This window comes from Arthrobacter sp. MDT1-49-2 (genome assembly GCF_059090185.1).
In genome coordinates this window covers 24,885-42,878 of the sequence record NZ_JBNHFK010000006.1, presented here as the reverse complement: position 1 = coordinate 42,878, position 17,994 = coordinate 24,885, and the positions used below count along the sequence as shown (strand labels likewise).

Below are 17,994 nucleotides of genomic sequence, written 5' to 3'. Positions count from 1 at the left end.
TTCGAACCATGACTACTCCCCAGCCCCCGGTTGCCAAGAAAGTCCCGACCGAACGCACCCGCCACGGTGACACGTTCATTGACAACTATGAGTGGCTGCGCGAGAAGGAAAACCCCGAGGTGGTGGCGCACCTGACCGCCGAGAATGAGTACACCGCCGCGGTCACGGCCGACCAGGAGCAGCTGCGCAACAAGATCTTTGACGAGATCCGGAACCGCACCGAAGAGACAGACCTCTCCGTCCCCGCCCGCAAGAAGGGCTGGTGGTATTACACCCGCACCGAGGAAGGCAAGCAGTACGCCATCCACTGCCGCACCGCCGCCCGCGACACCGGGGACCTCGACGCCGACTGGACGCCTCCCGCCGTCGTGCCCGGCGTGCCGGTGGAAGGCGAACAGATCCTGATCGACGGAAACGCGGAAGCGGAGGGCAAACCGTTCTTCTCCCTCGGCGGGCTGGCCGTCACCGAAGACGGCAACCTGCTGGCCTACTCCGAGGACAACGCCGGCGATGAACGCTTCACGCTGCGGATCAAGGACCTGCGCACCGGCGACCTGCTGCCGGACACCATCCCCAACGTCTTCTACTCCCTCGCCTTCTCCCCCGACGGCACGCGGGTGTTCTACACAGTGGTGGATGATTCCTGGCGGCCCTACCAGGTCAAGGCCCACACGCTCGGCACCCCCGTGGAGGACGACGCCGTCATCTACCAGGAGGACGACATTGCCATGTGGACCGGCTTCGACCTTTCCGCCGACCGCCGGCAGCTGCTCATCGGTATCAGCAGCTCCGAGTACAGCGAGTACCGCGTGCTGGACTTCGATGATCCTGCGGACACCGTCCGCGTCCTGATTCCGCGCAGTGAACGGATTCTCTACGAAGCCGAGCCCCTCACCGTGGACGGACACCGGCAGTACCTGCTCACGCACAACCGCGGGGCCCTGAACTCGATGCTGTCCCTGGTTGCGGAAGAAGAGTTCTCGAAGCCGCTGGCCGAGCAGCACTGGCAGACCGTTGTTCCCCACGACGACACGGTGCGGGTCAACGGCGCCGCCGTCACCCGTTCCCATGTGCTCGTCTCCGTCCGCAAGGACACAACCGAACGCGTTCAGATCCTTCCCCTGGAAGGCCTCGGCACACCTGCCCAGGCGCCGGCGGTGGAACCGGCCTTCGACGAGGAGCTGTACACCGCCAACCTGGCCAACGCGGAATTCGACTCCCCGATTATCCGGCTCAGCTACACCTCCTTCCTCACCCCGCCGCGGGTCTACGACTACGTCCTGGCTACCGGCGACCTGGAACTGCGGAAGCAGACACCGGTCAAGGGCGGCTACCGTTCCGAGGACTACGTGGCCGAACGCGAATGGGCGACGGCGGCGGACGGCACCCGCATCCCGCTCTCCGTCATCCGCCGGGCCGATCTGCGCCGGGACGGCAGCAACCCGGCGCTGGTCTACGCCTACGGAAGCTACGAAGTGAGTATGGATCCCGGCTTCAACGTGGCCCGGCTGTCCCTGCTGGACCGGGGCGTGGTCTACGTGGTGGCCCACATCCGCGGCGGCGGAGAGATGGGCCGGGCCTGGTATGACGACGGCAAGAAGCTGAACAAAAAGAACACCTTCACCGACTTCGTGGATGCCACTGACTGGGTCGCGGCGTCGGGCTGGGCGGATCCGGCCCGGATTGCGGCCATGGGCGGCTCGGCCGGCGGCCTGCTGATGGGCGCCATAGCCAACCTGGCACCGGAGAAGTACCGGGCCATCGTGGCGCAGGTGCCCTTTGTGGATGCCCTGACCACCATCCTGGATCCGGACCTGCCGCTGTCCGCACTGGAGTGGGAGGAATGGGGCAACCCCATCACCGATCCCGAGGTGTACCGGTACATGAAGGAGTACAGCCCGTACGAGAACATCCGCGCTGTGGACTATCCGCAGATCGCAGCGGTCACCAGCTTCAATGACACCCGCGTCCTGTATGTGGAGCCGGCCAAATGGGTGGCCCAGCTGCGTGAAACCTCCACCGGGGCAGAACCGATCGTGCTGAAGATCGAGATGGACGGCGGCCACGGCGGGGCCTCCGGCCGGTACGAGGCCTGGAAGGACCGGGCGTGGGACTACGCCTTCATCCTCTCCGCCCTCGGTGCGCAGGAACTGCTGCCTGCTGCCGCGCGGGAGGATGCCGCCTAGCTAGGCAGACTCCCGGACCACCAGTTCCGGCGGGTACACCGCCGGCTCCAGCCGGGAGCCGGGCTCCTCGATTTCCTGAAGCAGCAGTTCCGCGGCCCGCCTGGCCATCTCGATCATGGGATTGACGACGGTGGTCAGGCCGGGCGTGCTGGAGGCGGCGAGCTGGTGGTTGTCATAGCCCATGAGGGCCACGTCACCGGGCACGGAAAGACCCCGCTCGCGCAGCACGTTCAGGACGCCCAGGGCCATCAGGTCCGACGCCGCGAAGATGGCGTCGATGTCCGGATTGGTGTCCAGCAGCCTGGCCGCTGCGGCCGCGGCGCCGTCGGTGGTGAACTCCCCGCTTTCGGTTCCCGCCGGTTCAAGTCCCGCTTCGGCGAGCCCGGCCCGCCATCCTTCGGTCCGGTCCTGCGCCGCGGTCATATCGGCCGGCCCCGTGACGGTGGCAATGCGGCGGTAGCCGCGCTGCACCAGGTGCCGGGCCGCGAGCAGCCCCCCGGTGCGGTTGTCAGTGTCCACAAAGACCAATCCGTCCCGGTCCTGCCAGGGCCGTCCGATGAAAACGGCCGGCAGGGGCGCATCCGCCAGCTGGGTTTCCAGTGCGTCTGCCTTGTGGTGGGACACCACGATGGCCCCGTCCACATGCCCGCTGCGCAGGTAGCGGATGATCTGCCCTTCCTTTTCGCCCTGCCGGGCGATGAGCAGCACCAGCTGGACTTCCGTGTCCTTCAGCGCCTCCGTGATGCCGTTCAGGGTCATGGCGAAGAAGGGGTCCACCAGCACGCGTCCGTCCGGTTCCGGAATGACGAGGGCAATGGAATCGGCCCGGCTGGTCGCGAGGGACCTGGCCGCACGGTTGGGCGTGAAACCCAGCTCACCGATCGCCGCATCGATGGCGGCCTGTGTCTGTGCGCTGACCCGTGCCCCGCCGTTGATTGCCCGCGACACCGTGGAGCGGGAGACACCGGAAAGGGCTGCCACGTCCTCCAGCGTCGGGCTGGCCCGGCGGGGTTTGACCGGCACGGCGCGGGTGCCGGGGCTCAAGCTGCTCACCTTACCGACGATACGACATGGGATGCCGCTGAAGGGGACCGCCCCGGCAACGCATTGGTACGGGCAACCTCGGCAAACCAGCGGGCGCTGGCCTTGGGCGTGCGGCGCTGCGTCGCGTAATCCACGTGCACGATTCCGAACCTTTTCGCGTAGCCCCAGGCCCACTCGAAGTTGTCCATCAGGGACCAGGCGAAGTATCCGCGGACGTCCGCGCCGTCGGCGGCGGCGTCCAGGACGGCTTCCAGGTGGGCTTCGATGAATGCCAGCCGTTCCTCGTCCTGCACCACCCCGTCCACTACAACGTCGTCGTCGAACGCTGCGCCGTTTTCCGTGATGTACAGCGGCACGCCGGCCGGGCCGGTGTAGTCGCGCTGGAGCCGAAGCAGGAGACGGTGCAGGCCTTCGGGCTGGATTTCCCAGCCCATGTTGGTTACCGGCAGTCCGCGCGGCACGGAATACACGCCGTCCGCCGCCGGGAACGGGCTGGCGGTGGGCCGCTCCGCCGGAGCGGCGGTGCTCAGGGCGACCACCGGCGGCGTTTTGGTGAGCGCTTCACCGTGATAGTAGTTCACGCCCAGGAAATCGATGGGGGTGCTGATGACGGCCAGGTCGCCGTCCCGGATGTGGTCCTCGAACCCGTAGGCTGCCAGGTCGGCCACGGTGTCTTCCGGATAGGAGCCCAGGAACACCGGGTCCGCGAACATCCGGTTGAACTGGCCGTCGATCCGGCGGGCGGCGTCGACGTCGTCGGGGTTCTGCGGATCCACCGGGTCCGCGACGGTGAAGTTCAGGGTCAGGCCCACATCGAGGTTTGCGTCGCGCGCCTTCAGCTCCCGGGCTGCCAGCCCGTGGGCGAGCAGCAGGTGGTGGTTGGCGGCAACGGCCTGGCACCGGTCCTGCAGGCCCGGTGCGTGCTCGCCGCTGGCATAGCCGACGTAGGCCGAGCACCACGGCTCGTTCAGGGTGGTCCAGGCCTGCACCCTGTCCCCCAGCACGTCGTGGACACTCAGGGCATATTCGGCGAAGCGGTAGGCCGTGTCGCGGTTGGCCCAGCCGCCGGCGTCCTGCAGTGCCTGCGGGAGGTCCCAGTGGTAGAGGGTCAGCCAGGGCTTGATCCCGGCGTCCAGCAGTTTGTCGGTGAGCCGGCTGTAGAAGTCCAGCCCGGCCGGGTTCACCGCCCCGCCGTCGGGCCGGATCCGCGCCCAGGAGGTGGAGAACCGGTAGGAGGCCAGGTTCAGGGACTGCATCAGTGCCACGTCCTCGTCGAGGCGGTGGTAGTGGTCGCAGGCAACGTCGCCGTTGTCCGCATTGACCACGGCTCCTGGCACGCGGCTGAAGGTGTCCCAGATCGAGTCTTTGCGTCCGTCTTCCGACGCCGCGCCTTCCACCTGGTAGGCGGCGGTGGCCGCACCCCAGAGGAATCCCGGCGGGAACTGGCTGTTGTTGTTCTGCGTCATCCCTTGACCGCTCCCTGCATGATTCCTGCAACCAGATGCCGCCCTGCGACGGCGAAGACAATAAACAGCGGAATGGTGGAGAGCACCACACCGGCAAGCACCACCGAGTAGTCCACAAAGCGCGCCGACTGCAGCTGGGCCAGGGCCACCGGCAGCGTCGGGTTCTGCGCGTTCAGGACAATCAGCGGCCAGAAGAAGTTGGTCCACGTGGCCACGAAGGTAAACAGGGCCAGCATCGCCGCCGCTGGACGGGCGGCCGGCAGGGCAACGTGCCAGAAGGACTGCCACATGTTGGCTCCGTCCATCCGCACGGCCTCGATGAGTTCGTCCGGCAAAGCATCCTGCAGGTACTGGGTCATCCAGAAGACTCCAAAGGCTGTGACCAGTCCCGGAATGATGACCGCACCCATGGTGCCGGTCCAGCCGAGCTTGGACATCACGATGAACAGCGGGATGACGCCGAGCTGGGTGGGAACGGCCATGGTGGCGACCACAAAGACCAGCAGCACCTTGCTGCCGCGGAAGCGCAGCTTGGCGAAGGCAAAGCCGGCCAGGGAGGAGAAAATCACCACAGACGCAGCAGTGACCGTGGAGACCAGGATGCTGTTGCCCAGCGCCTTCCAAAAGGGGATGGTGTCCAGCACCGTGGCGGCATTCGCGAAGAAGTTGCCGCCGGGGACCAGGGGGACGCCCTTGGTGATAGCCGTGCTGTCGTGGCTGGCGACCAGGACGGACCAGAGGATCGGCAGGGCCGAACCGAGGAGCACGGCGCCCAGCATCCCGTACGTCAGGAATCCGGGACGGCGGTTGTAGCCGCCGGTTTTGCGGGCCCGGACGCCGCCCGGGCGCGGAGGCTGCCCGCCGACGCGCTCACGACGGCGTTTGGCGGCTTCGGCGGCCTTCCGGCCGGCGGTCTGTTCGACCATGGGTACGGAAGTCATTTCCGGCCTCCCTGCGTGGCGATGCGTCGGGTGATGAGGAAGTTCAGTGCGGCGATGACCACGATGATCACGAACAGCAGCCAGGCGACGGCGGACGCACGCCCAAGGTTGCGCTGGCCCCAGCCCAGTTCCCAGATGTAGATGGTCAGGGTCTGCCACTGCCGGTCTGCTCCGCCGAGCCCGTAAGTGTCGAACACACGGGCTTCGTCGAAGATCTGCAGTCCGCCGATCGTGGCGGTGATCACCACGAAGATGACGGTCGGGCGCAGCATGGGGACGGTGATGGAGATGAACTGCCGCCAGCGGCTGGCACCGTCGATGATGGCCGCTTCATACATGTCCCGCGGGATCGCCTGCATGGCGGCCAGGAAGATCAGGGCGTTGTAGCCGGTCCAGCGGAAGTCCACCATGGTGGCAATCGCGACGTGGCTGGCCAGGGAGTTGGCGTGCCACGGAATGGCCGGCAGGCCGAGGGAGGTCAGGGCGCCGTTGATGGCGCCGGACTGGTCCGCAAAGAGGTTGCCGAAAATCAGGCCCACAGCCACGGGGGCGACGATATAGGGCAGGAGCACGCCCATCCGCCAGAACGTCTTGGCGCGGAGGTTGGCATCCAGCACCGCCGCAATGGCAATCGCCAGGATAATCTGCGGAATGGCGGAGATCAGGAAGATGCTGAAGGTATTGCCCACCGCGTTCCAGAAGTACGGCTGGGACAGGACGAAAGTGAAGTTTTCGACGCCGCTAAAGCCCTGGTTGCCGCCGATGAGGTTCCAGTTGTGCAGGGAAACCCATCCTGTGTAGATCAGCGGAAACAGGCCAACGATGGCGAAGAGGATGAAAAACGGGGAGATGTAGAGGTACGGGGAGACTTTGACGTCCCAGCGGGCCAGCCGGCTGCTGAACCCTACCCGACGTACCGGCGTCCGCGCAGCAGGCGGCTTCACGGTCACAGCCATGGCTGACTTCCTAACATTCAAGGGGGAAGAACTTGGGTCCGGTGCCTGCAGCGCCTTCCTGCGGACTACACACAGGGGCTGCCACAGGCACCGGAGGTCAAGGGGCTACTGGAGCGCGTCGACGGAGGCGACGAACTTCTCCCAGGAGGAGTCGGCGTCGTCGGTCTTGAGGACGTCCACGCGGTTCAGTGCCTGGGCCATGTTGGTGTTGATGGTGAAGTAGTTCGGGCCCTTGAACGGTGTCATGGTGACGGCGTTGGCGCGGTCCACCAGGATCTTGCCGACCGGTGCGTCGTTGAAGAACTCATTGGTGGAGCTCAGCAGCGCTTCGGATTCATAGGCCTCAACCTGGCTCGGGAAGGTTCCCTTGGCTTCAAACGCCTTGATCTGCTGCTCCGGGGCGGTCAGCCACTGGGCCAGCTTGATGGCTTCTTCCTGGTTCTTACCCTGGCTCGGAACGGTCAGGTAGGAGCCGCCCCAGTTGCCGCCGCCGCCCGGGAAGACGTTGGCGATGTCCCAGCCTTCGACGCCGGCCGCGTTGCCTTCGATGCTGCCCAGCATCCAGCCGGGGCAGAGAGTGGTTGCAAACGCGCCGCTCTGGAAGCCGGCCTCGAAGTCATCCGACCACTGTTCCAGATGGGCGGAGAGACCCTTGTCCACGGAGTTCTCGAGCACCTTCGTGTAGATCTCCTTCACCTCGGGGTTCTCGGTGGCGATCACGGTGCCGTCGTCTTCCTCGTAGGCATTCTGGACCTGGTTGATCTGACCCTGGTAAACGGCCATTGCCGAGTCGTACCAAGCGGCGTCGGACTTGGCGGTGAACTGCTCGCCAACCTCGAAGTAATGGTCCCAGTCACCCTCAAGCAGCTTGGCAACTTCCTCGCGGTCGGTCGGGAGCCCGGCAGCTGCAAACAGATCGGAGCGGTAGCAGACACCCTCCGGTCCCACATCGGTGCCGTAACCGATCAGTTTGCCGTCAACCGTTGCCGCGTCGGTCTTCCAGTCCAGCCAGCGGCCCTCCACTTCAGGACTGGTCAGATCCGCGAACTGGTCCGGATACTGCATCAGCTCGGGCAGCCAGTCGACTTCAATCCCTTCGATGTCAGAGAGGCCCGAACCGGCAGCCAGTTTGGTGTTGAGGTTGTCATGGGCGTTGTCTGACGTGGCCTTCTTGTCATGCACAATCTTGACGTTCGGATTGGCTTCCATGTACTCCTCAAAGAGGTCCTCATACCCGAACTCATTGAAGGTACTGACGCTCAGCGTCACCTTGCCGTCCTCTGCGGCTGCTCCGTCGTCTCCCCCGCCGCAGGCGGTCAGGAGAAGGGCTGCGGCTGCAACTGATGCGGCAACTGCGGGACCCCGGCGGCGCGCACGGGCGGCCAATGTCGGTTTGGTACTCATTGCTGACTCCTTTGTCTGTGACGAGTGCACGAGTGCGTCCGCGGTTTTCCGCGCCTGCCGTGCCAATGCCTAACGGATGCGCCCTGTGTGCCTGGATCGACGGTGATGCCCCGGTCGTGGGAGCGCTCCCACAAGCAATGCCTAATGCTTATGTGTGACAGATCACAAGTCAAGTGGGAGCGCTCCCATAAATGGAAGAAAGTCGGCGCGTGCGACATAACCGCAGGTCACACGGCCATTGGGTACTGCGACGTAACCTAATCGTTACCCGTATATATGCCGTAGGGGCTGCGGCCCGGGGCGGACAAACACACCTTCGCGCACCCGGCTCTTGGGCCCGGCGTCGGAGGAACGGGCCAGATACCCGGGCCCTGGGACCCGGGTATCCGGCTCCGGCTCCGGCTCCCGCTCGAGGTCAGTCTGCCGTGCCGGCGCCTTCCACCTTCGGTTTGGGTCCGGCGAAGCGTCGGCCGTCAGTGGCCGCCGCGTGGCGGGCAGGACGTCGCATCGAGTCAGGCCCGGATCCGCGCACAGTCTGCCCCGGAGCCGTGGTGGGCGCGGGCGCCTCGGCGGCATTGATGGCACCGGCAGGGGGCGGCTCGGCAGCCGCCCCGGCTTCCTGTCCGCTACCGTCTGCTGTGGCGGCCGCGGCAGACTCGGCAGGCGTGGCAGGTGCGGAGGACCCGCCGTCGTCCTTGGCCGCAGCCTTGCGGGACTGGCGCAGCACTTCAAGGACGATCGGAATCACCGATAGCACTACGACGCCGACGAAGATGAGATCCAGATTCTCCCGGACAAACGGCACCCGGTCCCCCAGCACGTAGCCGAGCATGGTGACTCCCACACCCCAAAGGAAGGCGCCGATGACGTTGAACGCCACGAAAGTGCGGTAGTTCATCCGCGCGACGCCGGCCACCACCGGCGTGAAGGTACGCACCACTGGCACAAAGCGGGCCAGAATCACGGCTTTGCCGCCGTGGCGTTCGAAGAACACCTCGGCACGGCGCACGTTCTCCTGTTTGAACAGCCGGCTGTTGGGACGCTTGAAAACGGCCGGGCCGGTCTTTTTACCGATGTAATACCCGGTCTGGTCGCCCACGAAGGCACTGATGAAAATCAGCAGCCCCAGCAACCACACGTTGATGTGTATGGTGCCGGTGGCCACGAGCAATCCGGCGGTAAACAGCAGGGAATCGCCGGGCAGGAAGAAGCCCACGAGAAGCCCGGTTTCGGCGAATACGATGCCGCAGACCAGCAGCACCACCCATGGACCCAGGGCAGGATCAGCCAGGAAAACCTGCGGATCCAGCCATTCCGGCAGTAGGGAGGAAGTGAGGGGCCGCACAGGCCCGAAGGCGGCTACAGCCGCGGAAAGCATCACTTCCTCAGGGTACGCCATGCCCCGCCGGGCCCCCTGGGAAAATCTGCATCTCCTCGGCCCAACCCCGCTCCGGTCTTGACCTGTGCGTCCGGGACCCGGCCATGGTTTTGCCTCAGGCCGAGGCAGCAGCGGGTAGAAACGTGGAAGGAAAGCTCGCCATCAGGGCCCGGTTCGGGCGGTTTGCCGGACGGACGCCGTCGCTCCGCCACATTGCACACTCCGACCCCGCGAGGCATCGCAGGGAAGGTGCATGGGACGTGGGAAAATGGCGCCATGTCCGACTCGACTTCCCCCGCCGCAGCGCCCCGCCGTGGCCGGCCGGGATATGACCAGCAGACGGTACTGAGGCTGGCCGTGGATGTGTTCAACCGGCACGGTTACGAGGCTACGTCCATGGGAATCCTGGCCGAGAACCTGGGACTGTCAAAGTCGGCGATCTACCATCATGTGGCGTCCAAAGGCGATCTGCTGCGTCTGGCCCTGGACCATGCGCTGGACGGGCTGGAAGCGGTTCTGGATGATCCGCAGGCGTCGGCCGGGGCAGCCGATGCGCGTTTGGAATTCGTGCTGCGCGGCACCATCGAGGTACTCACCCAGCGCCTGCCGTTCGTGACCCTGCTGCTGCGGCTGCGCGGCAACACGGAGGTTGAACGCAGTGCCCTGGCCCGCCGGCGCGAGTTTGACCACCGCGTCGCAGAGCTGGTGGACGCCGCCCGGCGCGAGGGCTCAGTGCGCAGCGACATTGACCCGCGCACCACCACCCGGCTGCTGTTCGGCACCATCAACTCGATCGTTGAGTGGTACCGCCCCGACGGGCCCCTGCCCGCGCAAAAGCTGGCGGACAACATCATCACCATGGTGTTCGACGGGCTGCATACCCGCGGAACGTCCCGGGCGTAAAGCGGACTACTTCTCCACCAGCGTCAGTACGTCATACGTGGCGACCAGCTCGTCCTTCTGGTTGGTGATCACAGCGTCCCAGGCGACTTCGCCGTACCCGTCCGTTTCCCGCGGCGTGATCTTCTTGGCCGTGAGCGTGACCCGGATGGCGTCGCCGGCGGCTACCGGGGTGATAAACCGCAGATTCTCCAGCCCGTAGTTGGCCAGCACCGGCCCCGGCGCCGGGTCCACAAACAACCCCGCAGCCCAGGACAGCAGCAGGTAACCGTGCGCCACGATGCCCGGGAAAAACGGGTTGGCCTCGGCAGCGGCGGCATCGGTGTGGGCGTAGAAGGTATCACCGGTGGTTTCCGCAAACGCGGCAATATCCTCCAGGGTCACGGTCCTCAGGTCCGAGCGCACCGCGTCGCCGACCCGCAGCTCGCTGAGCGGCTTGCGGAACGGATGCCCGGCGTCGAACCGCTGGTCCGCGCCGGAGTGCCAGATCCCGGTGAGGGCGGTAAGCATGTTGGGTGAGCCCTGCACGGCCGTACGCTGCATGTAGTGCAGCACCGCCCGGATGCCGCCGAGCTCCTCGCCTCCGCCGGCTCGGCCGGGACCGCCGTGGACCAGATGCGGCACGGGCGAACCATGTCCGGTGGAACTTGCCGCGTCCTCCCGGTTGAGGATGAGCACCCGGCCGTGGTGCCCGGCAATCCCCGTGAGCACCTCGGCGGCTACCTGCGGATCGTTGGTGCACACCGTGGCAACAAGCGAACCGCCGCCGCGGGCCGCCAGCCGGACGGCGTCGCCCACACTGTCGTAACCCACCACCGAGGCCACCGGCCCGAAGGCCTCAACGCTGTGCAATGCGTCCGCCTCGGCATCCGGCCAGGTCAGCAGCACCGGCTCCATAAATGCTCCGTCCGGCGCAGGACCGGTATGGCCGTCCGCCAGTACGACGTCGGGCGCCTCCAGCGAGCCCAGCGCCAGCTCACCGCCGGCCGCCAGCAGGGTCCGGACGGCGTCGCGGACCGACGCCAGCTGTTCCACGGAGGCCAGCGCCCCCATGGTCACCTCTGCCGCGCGCGGATCCCCCAGCACCACGCGCTGCCGGATGCGCTCAGCGGCGGCAGCAACGACGTCGTCCACCAGGCCGCGGGGCACCAGGGCACGGCGGATACTGGTGCACTTCTGACCGGCCTTGACGGTCACCTCGGTGACCAGCGACTTGATGTAGGCCTCAAACTCGGGGGTGCCGGGAACGGCATCCGGGCCCAGGATCGCAGCGTTCAGGGAATCCGTCTCAGCCGTGAAGCGGACCCCGCCAACCGCGACGTTCGGATGGGCGCGCAGCTTGTCCGCGGTGGACGCCGAGCCGGTGAAGGAGACCATGTCGCGGTAGTCCAGGTGGTCCAGCAGGTCCCGCGCGGAACCGGAAATCAGCTGCAGCGATCCGGCGGGCAGAATGCCGGACTCCATGATCAGGCGGACGGCCGCGGCAGCGAGGTACCCCGTGGGGGTGGCCGGCTTGACGATACTGGGGACGCCGGCGAGGAACGCCGGAGCAAACTTTTCCAGCATGCCCCACACGGGGAAATTGAAGGCGTTGATCTGAACGGCGGCGCCGGGGCGCCGGGTGTACAAATGCTCGCCGAGGAAGGATCCGTCCCTGGACAGCGTTTCCACGGTGCCGTCGGTGATGACCGTGGCATTGGGCAGCTCGCGCCGCCCCTTGGATCCGTAGGCAAACAGCACACCGATCCCGCCGTCAATATCCACCAGCGAATCCTTGCGCGTGGCGCCCGTCCGTGCTGAGACTTCGTACAGCTCCTCCCTGCGGCCGTTGAGGAAGGCGGCGAGTTCCTTCAACATCAGGGCGCGCTGGTGGAAGGTGTACTGTCCCAGTTCGTCCTGGCCGGTGCTTCGGGCGTACCCGACGGCGGCGGCCGTATCCAGTCCGTCGCTGCTGACCAGGGCGAGAAGTTCGCCGGTGCTGGCATCACGCACCTCGGTGCCGGGGGCATCGGCACCGGGAGTCCACCAGGTGTCGCAGACATAGCTGGGCACGTATTCGACGTCGAGGGCAGTTGCCGTCATCTCGGAACCTTTCGCGGAGCACAGCGCCCCGGCGGCGTTGCCGGGTTGCCGCACTTCATGGATTACTGAACATGCGGTCGGTATCTCGCCAGCGTAGCGCAGAGCAGAGCGCCCGACACCCCTTTCGGTCGCCGGAAAGGCGTGAGGACGGCGAAGCCGGCGACTGCAGTAAAAGCTCCTCACATTGAACAGATGCGGCGTATTTGATTGCTGCCGGACCGACAGTGCGACAGACTTCTCCCCTTAGTGTTGCCGCCCCCAGCCCCGAAGGAGCGCAAAGATGAGCCCCACACACTACACGTCCCGCCGCAGACCACGTCGTGGAATCCTTGCCCTGCTGGCCCTGGTCATGTCCGCCCTGCTGATCGGCGGTGCGGCCCCAGCCAGTGCAGACAGTCCGACACCCCGCGGCGCCGGGAACGGCCATTTCCTCGACCATCGCGGCGGGCACGGAAACGGGCACGGTGGCAGCAACGGTGGTGGGCACGGCAACGGTAACGGCTGGGGCCGCGACATCGACTATGTGGCCTTCGGAGATTCCTACGCCTCCGGGTTCGGCGGCGGCCCGCTGCTGGACGCCTGCGGCCGAACCGCGCAGGGCTACCCTGCACTGCTGGACGCCTTAAATCGTGTGGATTTGGAGGCTGACGCCACCTGCGCCGGCGCCACCGCGCTGACGACCCCGGCCGACGCGCCGGTGGATCTCCCGGAACAGATTAGCAACGCAACGGCGCAGGGTACGCTCAACGCCCGGACCGACGTCGTGACGGTAACCATCGGCGGAAACGACATCCGTTTCGGCACGGTGGTTACCGCCTGCATCGGCGCGCAGCTGCCGGCCACATGCGCGCCCGCCCTCGAACAGGCCAACACCTACGCATCAACAGTCCTCGCACCTCAGCTCGCCGCCCAATTCGCCCGGATCGGGGAGGTGGCGCCACGGGCAACCCTGGTGGTCACGGGCTACCCGTATCTCTTCGAAGCAGGCACTGCAGGACCGCTGAGCGCCGAGGCACAGGCCCTGTTTAATGCCGGCACCGATGACCTGAATGCGGTGATTGCCGGCCAGGTTCCGGAAGCCGGTGTCTTTGTGGATGTCGTGGACGAGTTTGCCGGGCACGGTGTGGGAGCGGCGGATTCATGGATCCGCCTCGAAGGCGGCCAGTTCGACCTGCACCCCAACGCAACGGGTTACCGGGAGGGGTACCTGGCGGCGATCCTGGCCGACGCCGGCAGCGAGTTCGCTGCCCCGGGCTGCCGGGGGCGGCATTAAACCTGCTGACGGATGGAGCCCGATTCCGGCAGAAAACCGGTCAGCCGTCATCCTCCGGACCGGAATCCGTGCAGCTGTCAGAGGACCGGCAGCGGTACCGCATGGCCGAACCGGAACAGGTTATCCGGGTCATAGGCCGCTTTGGCTGCCTGCAGGCGCAGCAGCACGTCGGAACTCCAGAACGGCTGACCGCCGGATCCGGACCGGGCCCGCCCGGTGAGATTGACCAGCGCCCCCTCGCTGTACGGCTCAACCGCTGTGTCCAGCCGATCCAGGGCGGCCGCGGTGGCCTCCGCCAGGGGCGGTGCGTTCAGCCCCACGGCATACAGGTTGAAGCCGGCACCGCGCCCGGAGACGGCGTCCGGGACCGGAGGGTCCACGGCGAGGGCGCCTCCCATCAGCCGGATCTCCGCCATCATCAACGGGGTACCGGATCCGGGACCGACCTCTTCCAGCAGGGCGGCGGCAAGTCCGTCCGGCAGTCCGGTGAGCAGGGTCCCGCTATCCAGACTGGGCATGGGCCCTTCCGGGTCCATGTGGATGCTGCCCACCGCGCGGTAGTCCATGGCTCCGGCGGTATCCATCAGTGGCGCCGCTGCGCGCCGCATCGGTTCGAGGAGCGTATCCCCCTCTTCCGCGCTGCAGAAACAGCCAAAGCGGACGTGCACCGGCGCCGTGCCGCGCAGCTCTTCGGGCAGGAACGGGGCATCTGGCAGGTGCAGGAAGGCCATGGACGCGGAGGCGTCAGAAGGCAGCTGCTCCGTCCATCCGCGGAACGCTTCCAGGACCTGAGGCCCGGCATCCTCCGGATACATCAGTCCGCCGCCGTAGAACTCCGTGAAGGCGTTCAGCCCCAGGGTCACGGAGGTAACCACTCCGAAATTCCCCTTGCCTCCCCGCAGGACAGCGAAGAGCTCGGTGTCCTCCTCCGCTGACGTGTGGTGCAGCGCGCCGTCGGGAGTGACCACATCCATGGCCCGGACATGGTCACTGCAGAAGCCCAGGGCGCGGCCCATAACCGGCAGGCCGCCGCCGGTGGCGTACCCGGTGACCCCCACGGTGCCCGAGGACCCGTGCGGGGCGGTAAATCCGTGCGGAATGGCCTGCTCCAGGACACTCTTCCAGCGCACCCCGGCGCCCAGAGTTACCGTTCCGGCCTCCGGATCAAGCCGGAGATCCTGCAGCGCGGATGTGCTGATCAGGAGGCCCTCATCCATGGCCGCCGCGGCGCCGTGCCCGGTGGCCTGGATACCCACGGGAATCCCGGTTTCCGCAGCCCAGCGCACGGCGTTCTGCACGTCCTGCGCATCGGCGGCGGCCAACACGGCGTCCGGCCGCTGGACCAGTGAGGGGTTGAAAGTGTCGACGGCGTAGCCCGGATCTTCCGGGCCGCTCACCGGGCCGCGGACACGGGAACGGAGGGCTTCCAGTTCTGGGTTGAGGAGCATGGTTTCCCCTTGGGTTGGCGGGGTTTCCCGGTCCCCGGCTCGGGAAACATCTGTGCAAAAAATGCTAGCCACGCACATTCAGGCAGGTACAGACCCCGCCGAAAACCGGCCCCCGTCAGGCCCCGAGCACCTCTGCCAGATCGAACTTCACCGGCTCTTCCAGCTGCTCGTATGTACAGGATTCCGGTGCTCGGTCCGGCCGCCAGCGGACAAAGCGGGCCACGTGGCGGAACCGTTCACCCTCCATATGGTCGTACTTCACCTCCACCACCCGTTCCGGGCGCAACGGGACAAAGGACAGGTCCTTCTTCCCGCTCCACCGGCTGCCTTCGGAATTCCGCGGCGTGCGGGTACCGCCGTCCTGCTCCTGGGCGGCCCAGGGGTGGCCGTCCTCCTCCGCCACCAGGGGCTGCAGTTCCTTGAAGAGTTCCCGGCGCCGGTCCATGGAGAAGGCTCCGGCCACACCCACATTGGTGAGCTCGCCGTCGTCGTTGTATATGCCCAGCAGCAGCGAACCGATCAGGTCCGGACCGGACTTATGCACCCGGTAGCCGGCGAGCACGCAGTCGGCCGTCCGTTCGTGCTTGAGCTTGGCCATGGTGCGTTTGTTCGGCGTGTAGAACCCGTCCAGCGGTTTGGCCACCACCCCGTCCAGCCCGGCGCCTTCGAAGCGCTCGAACCAGTCCCGTGCCAGGGCTGGATCGTCAGTGGCTGCCGTGACGGACACCGGTGCCTGTGCCGGTTTCAGGGCGCGGACCAGGGCCTCGCGGCGTTCGGCGAACGGTTTGTCCGTGTAATCGGTATCCCCCAGCGCCAGCAGGTCGAAGGCCACGAACCGGGCGGGAGTCTGCTCCGCGAGCAGCTTCACCCGGCTGGCGGCAGGATGGATGCGCTGCTGCAGCAGTTCAAAGTCCAGCCGTTTGCCGTCGGCGCCCACCATCACAATCTCGCCGTCCACAACGCAGCGCTCCGGGAGGTTGGCCTTGAGTGCCTCCACGAGCTCGGGAAAGTACCGGGTCATGGGTTTCTCGTTCCGGGAGCCGATCTCGACGTCGTCCCCGTCCCGGAAAATGACGGACCGGAACCCGTCCCACTTGGGCTCGTACAGGTAGTTGCCCTCGGGGAGGGAGGGAACCGCTTTGGCCAGCATGGGCGCAATGGGAGGCATCACCGGAAGTTGCATGTGCCCATTCTTATCCGAGCGGAGCCCGTTCCCCCAGCCCCGCGGCGAAGGCGGTGAGTAAATCCCGGCCCTGTTCCCAGTAGCCGACGCCGCTTTTCTCGTTGATGTGGGCCAGTTCCCCGGCGCACACCACGGGCACGTTCCAGGCCGCGGCGATCGCCTCGGCCGCGGGCAACGCACAGTAGGGATCGCTTTCGCTGGCGATCAGCAGGCCGGGAACCGGCAGCGGCTGCAGCCGGGGGCTGCGGAAGGATCCGGCCGGCGCGGGGAAGGATGCGGCCACGGGGTCCGGCGGGCTGACGAGGAAGGCGCCGCGGGCACCCTCGGGGTTGCGCAGCAGCCATTCCGCCGCGGCCAGGCAGCCCAAGCTGTGCGCGACCAGCACCGTGTCGCCGTGCCGCGCCCCTGCGGCCCGGTCCAGCGCCGCCATCCAGTCCTCCAGCTCCGGTTCGTCCCAGGACGACGGCGCGAAACGGGTGACCTTCGGCAGGTCCGCTTCCCAGCGGCTTTGCCACTGTTCAGGCGGCGAACCTTTGTACCCCGGAACCATGGTGAAGTGCACGTATGCCTGCTTTCCGACGCCGGACTCCGCACCCTCGACGGGACGGGAATACCGCGGGATGCTCCGGCGCTGTGGCTGATATGAAACGAATAGGGTTCTTGTCCTTCGGACACTACCGGAATGCATTGGGGTCCCGGACGCCCAGCGCACGGGACGCAGTATTGCAGCAGATTGAGCTGGCGGTGGCAGCCGAGGAACTCGGCGTCGATGGCGCGTACATGCGGGTGCACCACTTCGCCCCGCAGTTCTCCGCCCCCTTCCCCACGCTCGCCGCCATGGCCGCCCGCACCAGCAAAATCGAACTGGGCACCGGCGTGATCGACATGCGTTACATGAATCCGCTCTCGATGGCAGAAGATGCCGCCGTGGCGGACCTCATCAGCGGCGGCCGGTTGCAGCTGGGCATCAGCCGGGGATCCCCCGAGCCTGCGCTGCGCGGATATGAATCCTTCGGCTACGTGCCGGGCCCCGACTCCTCGGATGCCGACATGGCACGGCAGCACACTGAAGTGTTCCGGGCTGCGATTGCCGGCGCCGGAGTGGCGCAGTCCGATCCGGCCATGACGGGCACCTCCGCCCCCATGGCCATCGACCCCCTCTCCCCCGGGCTGCCCGAGCGGATCTGGTGGGGTTCGGGCACGCGGGCCACGGCGAAGTGGACCGGCGAACAGGGCATGAACCTGATGAGCTCCACCCTGCTGACCGAAGACACCGGCGTGCCGTTCGACCAGCTGCAGGCCGAGCAGATCGAGGTGTACCGCAAGGCCTGGGCCGACGCCGGACATCAGGGCACGCCGCGGGTCTCCGTGAGCCGCAGCGTCATTCCGCTGGTGACCGGGGAGGACCGGCATTACTTCGGTCTGCGCGCGCAGGCCGAAGGACGTGACCAGGTGGGCCACCTCGACGGCGGCCTGGCCCGGTTCGGCAAGAGCTACATCGGCGAACCCGATGTCATTGCGGCCGACCTGGCCGCCGACGCCGCCGTGCAGGCCGCAGACACCGTCCTGATCACCGTGCCCAACCAGCTCGGCGTGGACTACAACGCACACCTGCTCGAAAGCATCGTCAAGCTCGTGGCTCCGGACGCCGGCTGGCGGTAAGTTCCCCTCCTCCTCCCGCTTGGCCATGGCACCTACGGGGCCTGGATCCGGCGGCAACGATATTCCCCGCT

The 17,994-nt window shown here is 66.7% G+C and carries 14 protein-coding genes; 4 read left to right on the top strand and 10 right to left on the bottom strand.

Annotation, left to right across the window (positions count from 1 at the left end; translation table 11 throughout):
- The first annotated feature begins 8 nt into the window (after positions 1-8).
- A complete protein-coding gene (locus AC5RTS_RS09645; protein ID WP_493991847.1) occupies positions 9-2,186 on the top strand; it encodes a S9 family peptidase in 2,178 nt (725 codons plus the stop codon).
- Here the strand turns inward: AC5RTS_RS09645 and AC5RTS_RS09640 are convergent, their stop codons facing one another.
- The 6 genes from AC5RTS_RS09640 to AC5RTS_RS09615 all read right to left on the bottom strand — a co-directional run bounded on the left by AC5RTS_RS09640 (position 2,187) and on the right by AC5RTS_RS09615 (position 9,396).
- Positions 2,187-3,239, bottom strand: coding sequence for a LacI family DNA-binding transcriptional regulator (locus AC5RTS_RS09640; protein ID WP_493991846.1), 1,053 nt, complete (start codon positions 3,237-3,239; stop codon positions 2,187-2,189).
- On the bottom strand, positions 3,236-4,696 hold the full coding sequence (locus AC5RTS_RS09635; RefSeq protein WP_493991845.1) for a GH1 family beta-glucosidase: 1,461 nt from the start codon (positions 4,694-4,696) through the stop codon (positions 3,236-3,238). Before AC5RTS_RS09635 ends, AC5RTS_RS09640 begins: the two co-directional genes overlap by 4 nt.
- The gene (locus tag AC5RTS_RS09630; protein WP_493991844.1) at positions 4,693-5,637 is read right to left on the bottom strand and encodes a carbohydrate ABC transporter permease; all 945 of its coding nucleotides are present in this window, start codon (positions 5,635-5,637) and stop codon (positions 4,693-4,695) included. Before AC5RTS_RS09630 ends, AC5RTS_RS09635 begins: the two co-directional genes overlap by 4 nt.
- Positions 5,634-6,593, bottom strand: a complete 960-nt coding sequence (locus AC5RTS_RS09625) for a carbohydrate ABC transporter permease (protein WP_493991843.1) — start codon at positions 6,591-6,593, stop codon at positions 5,634-5,636. The genes AC5RTS_RS09630 and AC5RTS_RS09625 overlap by 4 nt, the downstream gene beginning before the upstream one ends.
- Positions 6,594-6,698: 105 nt before the next feature.
- Positions 6,699-7,997: an ABC transporter substrate-binding protein gene (locus AC5RTS_RS09620; RefSeq protein WP_493991842.1), complete on the bottom strand. Its 1,299-nt coding sequence runs from the start codon at positions 7,995-7,997 to the stop codon at positions 6,699-6,701.
- Positions 7,998-8,412: 415 nt separating this feature from the next.
- Positions 8,413-9,396 carry a DedA family protein gene (locus AC5RTS_RS09615; RefSeq protein ID WP_493991841.1) on the bottom strand — a complete coding sequence of 328 codons (984 nt, stop codon included), beginning with the start codon at positions 9,394-9,396 and terminating at the stop codon, positions 8,413-8,415.
- 255 nt (positions 9,397-9,651) lie between these two features.
- Here AC5RTS_RS09615 and AC5RTS_RS09610 point away from each other — a divergent pair, with 255 nt between their 5' ends.
- The gene (locus tag AC5RTS_RS09610; protein WP_493991840.1) at positions 9,652-10,278 is read left to right on the top strand and encodes a TetR/AcrR family transcriptional regulator; all 627 of its coding nucleotides are present in this window, start codon (positions 9,652-9,654) and stop codon (positions 10,276-10,278) included.
- A 6-nt stretch (positions 10,279-10,284) separates the two neighbouring features.
- Here AC5RTS_RS09610 and paaZ read toward each other — a convergent pair whose 3' ends face one another.
- On the bottom strand, positions 10,285-12,357 hold the full coding sequence (gene paaZ / locus AC5RTS_RS09605; protein ID WP_493991839.1) for a phenylacetic acid degradation bifunctional protein PaaZ: 2,073 nt from the start codon (positions 12,355-12,357) through the stop codon (positions 10,285-10,287).
- 280 nt (positions 12,358-12,637) lie between these two features.
- On the opposite strand from paaZ, the gene AC5RTS_RS09600 reads away from it, so the two are divergent.
- A complete protein-coding gene (locus AC5RTS_RS09600) occupies positions 12,638-13,630 on the top strand; it encodes an SGNH/GDSL hydrolase family protein (protein WP_493991838.1) in 993 nt (330 codons plus the stop codon).
- A 77-nt stretch (positions 13,631-13,707) separates the two neighbouring features.
- Here the strand turns inward: AC5RTS_RS09600 and AC5RTS_RS09595 are convergent, their stop codons facing one another.
- From AC5RTS_RS09595 to AC5RTS_RS09585, 3 genes are all read right to left on the bottom strand, one after another.
- A complete protein-coding gene (locus tag AC5RTS_RS09595; RefSeq protein WP_493991837.1) occupies positions 13,708-15,078 on the bottom strand; it encodes an FAD-binding oxidoreductase in 1,371 nt (456 codons plus the stop codon).
- Between the two features lie 115 nt (positions 15,079-15,193).
- Positions 15,194-16,261: an ATP-dependent DNA ligase gene (locus AC5RTS_RS09590; RefSeq protein ID WP_493991836.1), complete on the bottom strand. Its 1,068-nt coding sequence runs from the start codon at positions 16,259-16,261 to the stop codon at positions 15,194-15,196.
- Between the two features lie 10 nt (positions 16,262-16,271).
- On the bottom strand, positions 16,272-16,823 hold the full coding sequence (locus tag AC5RTS_RS09585; RefSeq protein WP_493991835.1) for an RBBP9/YdeN family alpha/beta hydrolase: 552 nt from the start codon (positions 16,821-16,823) through the stop codon (positions 16,272-16,274).
- A gap of 80 nt (positions 16,824-16,903) precedes the next feature.
- On the opposite strand from AC5RTS_RS09585, the gene AC5RTS_RS09580 reads away from it, so the two are divergent.
- Positions 16,904-17,923 (top strand): LLM class flavin-dependent oxidoreductase, encoded by a 1,020-nt coding sequence (locus AC5RTS_RS09580; RefSeq protein WP_493992013.1) that lies wholly within the window; start codon positions 16,904-16,906, stop codon positions 17,921-17,923.
- The last annotated feature ends 71 nt before the right edge of the window (positions 17,924-17,994 follow it).